Origin of the sequence: Luteibacter anthropi, assembly GCF_011759365.1 — a bacterium.
GTDB classification, from domain to species: domain Bacteria; phylum Pseudomonadota; class Gammaproteobacteria; order Xanthomonadales; family Rhodanobacteraceae; genus Luteibacter; species Luteibacter anthropi.
Window position 1 is genome coordinate 38,087 of sequence record NZ_JAARLZ010000018.1, and the last position, 9,503, is coordinate 47,589.

8 protein-coding genes are annotated in these 9,503 nt (G+C 65.7%); all 8 read left to right on the top strand.

Features of this window, described 5'->3' with window-relative positions:
• Positions 1 to 4: 4 nt before the first annotated feature.
• The 8 genes from ftsW to lpxC all read left to right on the top strand — a co-directional run bounded on the left by ftsW (position 5) and on the right by lpxC (position 9,284).
• The gene (gene ftsW / locus HBF25_RS21755) at positions 5 to 1,225 is read left to right on the top strand and encodes a putative lipid II flippase FtsW (protein ID WP_166952900.1); all 1,221 of its coding nucleotides are present in this window, start codon (positions 5 to 7) and stop codon (positions 1,223 to 1,225) included.
• Entirely contained in the window at positions 1,222 to 2,307 is a 1,086-nt protein-coding gene (murG, locus tag HBF25_RS21760) for an undecaprenyldiphospho-muramoylpentapeptide beta-N-acetylglucosaminyltransferase (protein WP_166952903.1), read from the top strand. The genes ftsW and murG overlap by 4 nt, the downstream gene beginning before the upstream one ends.
• Positions 2,304 to 3,743: a UDP-N-acetylmuramate--L-alanine ligase gene (murC, locus tag HBF25_RS21765; protein WP_166952906.1), complete on the top strand. Its 1,440-nt coding sequence runs from the start codon at positions 2,304 to 2,306 to the stop codon at positions 3,741 to 3,743. The genes murG and murC overlap by 4 nt, the downstream gene beginning before the upstream one ends.
• Positions 3,743 to 4,708: a D-alanine--D-alanine ligase gene (locus HBF25_RS21770; protein WP_166952909.1), complete on the top strand. Its 966-nt coding sequence runs from the start codon at positions 3,743 to 3,745 to the stop codon at positions 4,706 to 4,708. The genes murC and HBF25_RS21770 overlap by 1 nt, the downstream gene beginning before the upstream one ends.
• Positions 4,709 to 4,712: 4 nt before the next feature.
• The gene (locus tag HBF25_RS21775) at positions 4,713 to 5,453 is read left to right on the top strand and encodes a cell division protein FtsQ/DivIB (protein WP_166952912.1); all 741 of its coding nucleotides are present in this window, start codon (positions 4,713 to 4,715) and stop codon (positions 5,451 to 5,453) included.
• 8 nt (positions 5,454 to 5,461) lie between these two features.
• The gene (ftsA, locus tag HBF25_RS21780; protein ID WP_166952916.1) at positions 5,462 to 6,697 is read left to right on the top strand and encodes a cell division protein FtsA; all 1,236 of its coding nucleotides are present in this window, start codon (positions 5,462 to 5,464) and stop codon (positions 6,695 to 6,697) included.
• A gap of 130 nt (positions 6,698 to 6,827) precedes the next feature.
• Positions 6,828 to 8,027, top strand: coding sequence for a cell division protein FtsZ (gene ftsZ / locus HBF25_RS21785; protein ID WP_166952919.1), 1,200 nt, complete (start codon positions 6,828 to 6,830; stop codon positions 8,025 to 8,027).
• 345 nt (positions 8,028 to 8,372) lie between these two features.
• A complete protein-coding gene (lpxC, locus tag HBF25_RS21790) occupies positions 8,373 to 9,284 on the top strand; it encodes a UDP-3-O-acyl-N-acetylglucosamine deacetylase (RefSeq protein ID WP_166952922.1) in 912 nt (303 codons plus the stop codon).
• Positions 9,285 to 9,503: the final 219 nt, after the last annotated feature.

Sequence of the window (9,503 nt, forward strand, 5' to 3'; positions counted from 1 at the left end):
CATCATGTTCGGCTTCGGTAACAAGCAGGCACAGCGCCGTCAGGGCCCGCGGGGGAGTTTCGATCTCCCGCTGCTCGTGGCTGCGCTCGCGCTCGCCACGATGGGCGTGGTGATGGTCACCTCCGCCTCCATCGCCGTGGCCGACGGCTCGCACGTGGGCGCGTTCTACTACCTCAAGAAGCACCTGAGCTTCCTGGCGCTCGGCTTCGTGCTGGCCGGTGTTGCCATGCGTACCGAACTGAAGACGATCGAGAAGCACAGCACCCTGCTGCTGCTCGTCGGCATCTGCATCCTGCTGCTGGTGTTCGTGCCGGGCTTCGGCATGCGCATCAACGGTGCGCGTCGCTGGATCAACCTGTTCGTCACCAGCTTCCAGCCGGTGGAAGCGGTGAAGCTGATCCTCGTGGCCTATCTGGCGAGCTACCTCGTGCGCCATCGCGAAGGCGTGGAGTACGAACTGTTCGGCGTGGTGAAGCCGATTGCCGTGGCCGGTTTCATGGTGCTCCTGCTGCTGGCCCAGCCCGATTTCGGTTCGGCCGCCCTCGTGGTCGCGACCACGGTCGGCATGGTCTGGCTGGCCGGTGCCCGCATGCGCAACCTCGTGCTGCTGGCGATGCCGCTGATCCCGCTGCTGATCTACGCGGCCACCGCCGAGGACTACCGCATCAAACGCCTCACCTCCTTCCTCGATCCGTGGAAGGACCCGTTCAACGATGGCTTCCAGCTCACCCAGGCGCTCATTGCGGTGGGTCGTGGCGAATGGACCGGCGTGGGCCTGGGCTCCAGCGTGCAGAAGCTGTTCTACCTGCCCGAGGCGCATACCGACTTCATCCTGGCCGTGCTCGCCGAAGAGCTGGGCCTGGCCGGTATCGTGGTGGTCATCGGTCTCTACATCGTGCTCGTCGGCCGTGGCCTGTATATCGGCCTGAAGGGCGTCGAGCTGGGCCAGCGTTTCTCGGGCTACGTGGCCTACGGCATCTCGCTGATGATGGGTTTCCAGGCGATGGTGTCCATCGGCGTGAACCTCGGCGTGCTGCCTACCAAGGGCCTCACCCTGCCGCTGATCAGCTCCGGCGGTTCGTCGGTGCTGATGACCTGCGCCATGGTCGGTGTGCTGCTGCGCGCCACCTTTGAAATCAATCGTGCCGAGGACGCCCGCCAGTCGGCGGTGCGTCAGCCCGCCAATGCGGTGCCTACCTCGGCACCGGCAGGAGGCATGGCATGAGCGCTCCTGTGCTGATCATGGCCGGCGGTACCGGCGGCCACATCTTCCCGGGTCTGGCCGTGGCGGACGAACTGCGTTCGCACGGCGTGCCCGTGGCGTGGCTCGGTGCCGAAGGCGGCATGGAGACCCGTGTCGTGCCGTCGCATGGCCTCGACCTGCACACCGTCAAGGTGGGCGGCCTGCGCGGCAAGGGTATGAAGACCCGCGTGCTGGCGCCGCTGATGCTGGTGCGCGCCCTGTTCGAATCGCTGGCGCTGCTGCGCAAGCTGAAGCCGCGCTGCGTGCTGTCGATGGGCGGTTACGTCGCCGGTCCGGCCGGCGTGGCTGCACGACTGGCAGGCATTCCGCTGGTGGTACACGAGCAGAATGCCGTGGCCGGTTTCACCAATCGCAAGCTCGCCTCGTTCGCGAAGCGCGTGCTCACCGGTTTTCCGAATGTGCTGCCGAAGGGCGAGTGGGTCGGTAATCCGGTCCGCGCGCGCATTGCCGCGCTGCCTGCGCCGATCGATCGCCTTGCCGGTCGCGAGGGCGCGCCGCGCCTGCTCGTGCTTGGCGGCAGCCTCGGTGCGCGCACGCTGAACAGCGTGGTGCCGAAAGCCATCGCCCGCCTTGCGGCGATGGGTTCGATGGTGCCGGAAGTAGTGCACCAGACCGGCGAGCGCCACCTCCAGGACACTGTCGATGCCTATAACAAGGCTGGCAGCGCCGCGAACATCGTGGCCTTCATCGAAGACATGGCCGGCGCGTACGAATGGGCCGACCTCGTGCTCTGCCGCGCCGGTGCGCTGACCGTCGCCGAACTGTGCGCCGCCGGCCAGGAAGCCGTGCTGGTGCCGTTCCCGTTCGCGGTGGACGACCACCAGACCAGCAATGCCCGCGCCATGGTCGACGTGGGCGGCGCACGCATCGTCACCGATGCCGCGCTCGCCGGCCACGAGTCGCCCGACCTGCTCGCGAAACTTCTCGACGAGCTGCTGGCCGATCGCAACCGTATTCTTTCCGCCGCTAACGCGTCCCGCACGCTGGCTAAACCCGACGCAGCAGCAACGATTGCCCGTCATTGCATGGAGGTATCCGCATGACGCCCGGTCGTTTGCGCGCCCACGACGATTTCATGACCTCGTTCCGCCGGGTCCACTTCATTGGCGTGGGTGGCGTGGGCATGAGCGGCATTGCCGAAGTGCTCAACAACCTCGGCTACAGCGTGTCCGGTTCCGACCGCGCGACGTCGCCGACCACGGAGCGCCTGGCCAGCCTGGGCATCCAGATCCATGTAGGCCACGACGCCGCGAACATCGACGGTGCCGACGTGGTGGTCACCTCCAGCGCCATCCGCAAGGACAACCCGGAGCTGGTCGCCGCGCACGCCTCGCGTATTCCCACGGTGCCGCGCGCCGAGATGCTGGGTGAGCTGATGCGCTTCCGTCGTGGCATCGCCATTGCGGGTACGCACGGCAAGACCACCACCACCAGCCTCGTCGCCAGCGTACTGGCCGAAGCCGAATACGATCCGACCTTCGTGATCGGTGGTCAGCTCAACGCCGCCGGCGCCAACGCGCGCCTGGGCACCGGCCAGTACCTCGTGGCGGAAGCCGACGAGTCGGATGGCTCGTTCCTGATGCTCTCGCCGGTGATGGCGGTGGTGACGAACATCGACGCCGATCACCTGGAAAACTACAACGGCGACTTCGCCCAGGTGAAGAAAGCCTTCCACGATTTCCTGCATCGCCTGCCGTTCTACGGCATGGCCGTGCTGTGCATCGACGACGAGGAAACCGCTAAGCTCGCGGAAGACACCTCGCGCCGGATGATCACCTACGGCATCGACAACCCGAAGGCTGACGTGGTGGCCACGAACGTGCGCCAGGTCGGTTTCCAGATGCAGTTCGACGTGCGCCTGCCGGGCATGGCCGATGCGCTGGCGATCACGCTGAACCTGCCGGGCCGCCACAACGTGCAGAACGCGCTGGCCGCCGCCGCGGTGGGCTGGCAGCTTGGCGTGGAGGGCGAGGCCATTGCCCGTGCGCTGGCCGGTTTCCAGGGCGTGGGTCGTCGTTTCCATCGTCGCGGCGAGATCGCACTCGACAGCGGTAACGCCCTGCTGGTGGACGACTACGGTCACCATCCCCGCGAACTGGCGGCGGTGTTCGCCGCCGCGCGTGGCGGCTGGCCGGAGCGCCGCCTCGTCGTCGCCTTCCAGCCGCATCGCTACAGCCGCACCCGTGACCTGCTCGACGACTTCGCCAACGTGCTGGCCGAAGTGGACGTGCTGGTACTTACCGAGGTGTACCCGGCAGGCGAATCGCCCATTGCCGGTGCCGACGGCAAGGCCCTGGCGCGCGCCATCCGCGCACGCGGCAAGACCGATCCGGTGCTGGTGGACCACCCGCGCGACCTGCGCGACACGCTGCCCGCGCTGGCGCGCGACGGCGACCTGATCATGCTGCTGGGCGCCGGCGACATCGGCGCGGCGGCCATCGAGCTGGCCAACGCCGGCAACCTGAGGACCCGCAAGTGATGAGCACCACCCGTTTCCCGCGCCTGGTCACCGATCCCGCCGATTTCGGCCGGGTGGCCGTGGTCTATGGCGGCAATTCCGCCGAGCGCGAGGTTTCGCTGAATTCCGGACAGGGCGTGCTGGAAGCACTGCGCGCCCGTGGCGTCGATGCGCATCCGATCGACGGCATCCCCGCGTTGCTCGACGCCGTGCGCGCCGGGCATTTCGCACGCGTGTTCAACATCCTGCATGGCGCCGGTGGCGAAAACGGAGAATTGCAGGGCGCCCTGCAATCGCTGGGTGTGCCGTACACCGGTTCGGGCGTGCTGGGTTCCGCGCTGTCGCTGGACAAGATCCGCGCCAAGCAGGTGTGGCTGGCCCTCGGCCTGCCCACGCCGAAGTTCAAGGCGCTGCCGCGGGGTGCCGACGTGCATGCCGCCGCGCGCGAAGTGGGTTTTCCGCTGATCGTGAAGCCCGCCTGGGAAGGTTCCAGCGTAGGCGTCACGCGCGTGTTCAAGGAAGCCGATCTGGACGCCGCCGTGGAACTGGCGCACCGCTACCCGGGCGACCTGCTGATGGAAACCCTGATCGAAGGCGATGCGAACGAGGGCGGCGAATTCACCGTCGGCATCCTCGGCCGTGAAATCCTGCCCACGATCAAGATCGTGCCGGCGCAGGAGTACTACGACTACAACGCCAAGTACATTGCCGACGACACGCAATACATCTGCCCGGGCCTTTCCGCCGGCGCCGAAGACGAGATGCGCGCACTTGCGCTGCGCGCCTTCGATGCCGTGGACTGTTTCGGCTGGGGACGCGTGGATATCATGCGCGACCGTCACGGCAAGAACTGGCTGCTCGAAGTGAACACCGCTCCGGGCATGACCTCGCACTCGCTCGTGCCGAAGGCCGCTGCCGTGGCAGGACTGGATTACCAGGCCCTGTGCTGGCGCATCCTGGAAACCTCCATGGAAAGGAGGGCATAACCACATGAAGGGAGCCGCTGCCACGCGGATCGTCGCCTGGGGCATCGCCATCACCTTGGTGGCGTTGCCCGTGGTCGGCGTGATGCAGGGCTGGTTTGCCGCCGGCCGCTGGCCGGTGACGCAGCTGAAGGTCGAGGCGGAGTTCACGCACGTCAGTGCCGAACAGATCCGCGCGGCCGTGCTGCCCAGCCTGGGCAAGGGCTTCTTTGCAACGAATCTTGAAGCAGTACGCCGTTCCATCGGTGGGCTGCCGTGGGTGGAATCGGTCGAGGTGCGCAAGCGCTGGCCGGACACGCTGCTGGTGCGCATCTACGAGCGCCAGCCCTTCGCACGCTGGAACGGCGACCGCCTGATCAGCCGCCAGGGCCAGGTGTTCGATGCGCCCGGCGCCGACCAGATGGGCGACCTGCCGCGACTGTCGGGACCGGACTCCCGGCTGGCCGAGGTGGTGAGCTTCTATGCACAGGCTCGCAAGGCTTTCGAAGGCCGCGCGCAGATGTCAGTGGTGGGTGTGAGCCTGTCCGAGCGTGGCAGCTGGAGCGCCATCACCGACAGCGGTGCGGAGATCGTGATCGGCGACCGCGAGCAGGCGGACCGTCGCCTCGCGCGCTTCCTCGACGTCTACCCGCAACTCCTTTCAGGCCATCGTGGCGGCTTCGCCTACGCTGACCTGCGTTACACCAACGGATTCGCTATCCGGTGGCCGCAATCGGAAAACACGGCCACCCCAAAGGTCGGAAGCTGAGCTAATACATGAGAAACAAGAACGACAAACAGCTCGTCGTCGGCCTCGACATCGGAACCTCCAAGGTTGTCGCGATCGTGGGCGAGTACGAGCCGGGCGAGCCGATCGAAGTGATCGGCATCGGCACCCATGTCTCGCGCGGCATGAAGCGCGGCTCCGTCGTGGACATCGAATCGACCGTGCACTCGATCCAGCGCGCGGTGGAGGAAGCCGAGCTGATGGCCGGCTGCGACATCCGTTCGGTTTACGCCTCCATTTCGGGCAGCCACCTGGAAACCCGCAACTCGCACGGCACCGCCGCGATCCGCGACCGTGAGGTGATGTCGGCCGACCTGGAACAGGTGCTGGAAGCGGCCAGCGCCGTGGCGATCCCGGCCGACCGCAAGGTGCTCTACAAGGAATCGCAGGAATACCGCATCGACGGCCAGGATGGCATCCGCCACCCGGTCGGCATGAGCGGCGTGCGCCTGGAAGCCAGCGTGCATCTGGTCACGGGTGCGGCCAGCGCCGTGCAGAACATTTCCAAGTGCATCCAGCGCTGCGGCCTCACGGTGGACGAACTGGTGCCTGCTGCTGTCGCCAGCGCGAAGTCGGTGCTCACCGAGGACGAACTGGAACTGGGCGTATGCCTGGTGGATATCGGCGCGGGCACCACGGATATCGCCATCTACACCCAGGGTGCGATCCGCTACACCAAGTCGCTGCCTGTGGGTGGCGACCAGGTGACTAACGACATCGCCTACGGCGTGCACACGCCAACCGCTCACGCGGAAGAGATCAAGATCAAGTACGCCTGCGCGCTGGCCCAGCTGGCCCACGCAGAAGAAACCATCCAGGTGCCAAGCGTCGGCGATCGCCCGCCGCGCCGCCTTGCACGACAGGCGCTCGCGCAGTCGGTGCAGGCGCGCTACGAGGAAATCTTCGAGATGGTGCAGGACGAACTGCGTCGCTCGGGCTACGAGAGCCTGGTCGCTGCCGGCATCGTGCTCACCGGTGGCGCGGCGCGCATGGAAGGCGCCCTCGAGCTGGCCGAGGAAATCTTCCACAAGATGGTGCGCGTAGGTGTGCCACAGCATGTTTCGGGGCTGGGTGATGTCGTGTCCAGCGAACTGCATTCCACCGGCGTGGGCCTGCTGTTGCATGGTTCCCGCGCCAATGGCGGTAGCCGGCAGATGAGTTCCGCCGCCGGCAACGTCGGCAACATGGTCGAGAAGTTCCGCAGCTGGTTCAGCAAGAACTTCTAGACCGGATAGTTCATCGGCGCCCAAAGGATGGGGGGCGCCGGGGCATAAGGACGGCCCGCCGCTCGCGATCGACAGGAGTCGGTCACGGGACACAAACCAAAATAACTAAAAGTTCTGCGGAGGACGGGAAATGTTTGAACTCATCGAAAAGCTGGCACCGAACGCGGTCATCAAGGTCATCGGCGTGGGTGGCGGCGGCGGTAACGCCGTGGCCCACATGGTGAATTCCAATATCGAAGGCGTCGAGTTCGTCGTCGCCAATACTGACGCGCAGGCCATGAAGAGCTGCGGCGGTCGTACGCACCTGCAGCTCGGTGGCAATGTCACCAAGGGCCTGGGCGCGGGCGCCAACCCCGAAGTGGGCCGCCAGGCCGCACTGGAAGACCGTGAGCGCATCGAGGACATGCTCGAAGGCGCCGACATGGTCTTCATCACCTGCGGCATGGGTGGTGGTACCGGCACGGGCGCGGCTCCGGTCGTGGCCCAGCTCGCAAAGGAAAAGGGCATCCTGACGGTCGCGGTCGTCACCAAGCCGTTCCCGTTCGAAGGCCGTCGCCGCATGCAGGTCGCCCTGAAGGGCATCGAGGACCTCTCGCAGCATGTCGACTCGCTGATCACCGTGCCGAACGAGAAGCTGCTCTCGGTGCTGGGTCGTGAAGTCACCCTGCTGAACGCCTTCAAGGCCGCCAACGACGTCCTCCTGGGCGCCGTCCAGGGCATCGCCGACCTGATCACGGCCCCGGGCCTGATCAACGTCGACTTCGCCGACGTGCGTACGGTCATGAGCGAGATGGGCATGGCGATGATGGGTTCCGGCACGGCCCGCGGCGACGACCGCGCGCAGGCTGCCGCCGAAGCCGCCATCAACAACCCGCTGCTGGAAGACGTGAACCTGGCGGGTGCCTGCGGCATCCTGGTCAACGTCACGGCCGGCCCGAACCTCACCATGCGCGAGTTCGACGAGATCGGCCGCGTGATCCACGACTTCGCCTCGGAAGATGCGACCGTGGTGATCGGCACCTCGCTCGACCCGGAAATGCAGGACGACGTCCGCGTCACCGTGGTGGCCACCGGCCTCAATCGTGGCACCGTGGCCGCCAAGCAGCCGGTCCGCCAGCCGGTCCAGCAGCAGGTCGAAATGCGCCAGCGTCCGCGTCCGGTCGTGCTGCGTACCGGCACTGGCAACGAAGTGGTGGACTACGCCCATAATCCGGAACCGGCACTGCCCCAGGCGTCCTCGCGCGCCGAACCGGCCCAGCCGGCGAAGAGCCAGGAACCGGCGATCGACTACCTCGATATCCCGGCCTTCCTGCGTCGCCAGGCCGACTGACCGGGGAACTGATCGTGTCAGCGAGAAGTCTCAAGGCACGTTAAGGAAAACGTGAGGACGACCCGGCACGAAGCCGGGCCGCCCACCGCGCCGCCGCCGTTCCCGTCCGGGCGGTGGCGCGGTGCCGTGCCGCCTGGAAGGCAAGGCGGGAGGGAATTCAATAAGTTGCAAGTGATTGATGCGCCGCGCAAATCGGTCGCATGCTAGCTGAGAGCTGTTCTCAGAAAAAACTGAAGCCTCGGTGAAAGGAAGGATGAGCTGTACTGTCCGGTTTGTTTATTCCGAGGTTAAGACTGTGTTAGCATGTACGTTACTCAGGCTGCTGCCAGCAAGGTTTGACACAACATGATTAAGCAGCGCACGCTCAAGAACATCATTCGCGCCACCGGCGTCGGTCTCCATACCGGCGACAAGGTCTATATGACCCTCCGCCCGGCGGCGCCGAACACGGGTATCGTGTTTCGTCGCGTCGACCTCAATCCGCCGGTCGAGCTCAAGTCTCGCCCGGAGAACGTCGGCGACACCCGCCTGTCCACCACGCTGATCAACGGCGACGTCCGCGTCTCCACCGTGGAGCACCTGCTCTCGGCGATGGCTGGCCTCGGCATCGACAACGCCTATGTCGATCTCTCGGCACCTGAAGTCCCCATCATGGACGGCAGCGCAGGCCCCTTCGTGTTCCTGATCCAGTCCGCTGGCATCGAGGAACAGGACGCCGCCAAGCGCTTCATCCGTATCAAGAAGCCGGTCATCGTCGAAGACGGCGACAAGTGGGCCAGGCTCGAGCCGTTCGATGGCTTCAAGGTGGGCTTCTCGGTCGAGTTCGACCACCCGCTGTTCAACAAGCGCAATTCGCAGGCCGAGATGGACTTCTCCACGACCTCGTTCGTGAAGGAAGTCAGCCGCGCCCGCACGTTCGGTTTCATGCGCGACATCGAGATGCTCCGCGAGCGTAACCTCACCCTCGGCGGCTCGATGGACAACGCCGTGGTGCTGGACGACTACCGCGTGCTGAACGAAGACGGCCTCCGTTACGACAACGAGTTCGTCAAGCACAAGATCCTCGACGCCATCGGCGACATCTATATGCTGGGCCACAGCCTGATTGGTGCCTACTCGGCACACAAGTCGGGTCACGAGCTCAACAACAAGCTGCTCCGCCGCCTGATGGCCGACGCCACGGCATGGGAAGAAGTGAGCTTCAAGGACCCGGCCAAGGCGCCGATCTCCTACGCCCATCCCGCCCAGGCCGTCTAAGCAACGCATCCGGGTAGAAAGCCAAAGGCCGCGAGAAATCGCGGCCTTTTGCATTCCCCTGTAGGAGCGCGCCTGCGCGCGACCGGTTGAAACGTAACGGGCGATCTCAACCGGTCGGTGCAACACCAGCGTCTAATCGGGACGGAGGTGGGCATCATGAGCAGAACAGTCAGGCTTTGGCATCATTTATCGGCAGCCGAACGCAGGCAGATCTGGGCG

Coding starts and splice junctions, on each gene's coding strand:
- ftsW (WP_166952900.1), top strand. CDS start 5: ATGTTCGGCTTCGGTAACAAGCAGGCACAGCGCCGTCAGGGCCCGCGG.
- murG (WP_166952903.1), top strand. CDS start 1,222: ATGAGCGCTCCTGTGCTGATCATGGCCGGCGGTACCGGCGGCCACATC.
- murC (WP_166952906.1), top strand. CDS start 2,304: ATGACGCCCGGTCGTTTGCGCGCCCACGACGATTTCATGACCTCGTTC.
- HBF25_RS21770 (WP_166952909.1), top strand. CDS start 3,743: ATGAGCACCACCCGTTTCCCGCGCCTGGTCACCGATCCCGCCGATTTC.
- HBF25_RS21775 (WP_166952912.1), top strand. CDS start 4,713: ATGAAGGGAGCCGCTGCCACGCGGATCGTCGCCTGGGGCATCGCCATC.
- ftsA (WP_166952916.1), top strand. CDS start 5,462: ATGAGAAACAAGAACGACAAACAGCTCGTCGTCGGCCTCGACATCGGA.
- ftsZ (WP_166952919.1), top strand. CDS start 6,828: ATGTTTGAACTCATCGAAAAGCTGGCACCGAACGCGGTCATCAAGGTC.
- lpxC (WP_166952922.1), top strand. CDS start 8,373: ATGATTAAGCAGCGCACGCTCAAGAACATCATTCGCGCCACCGGCGTC.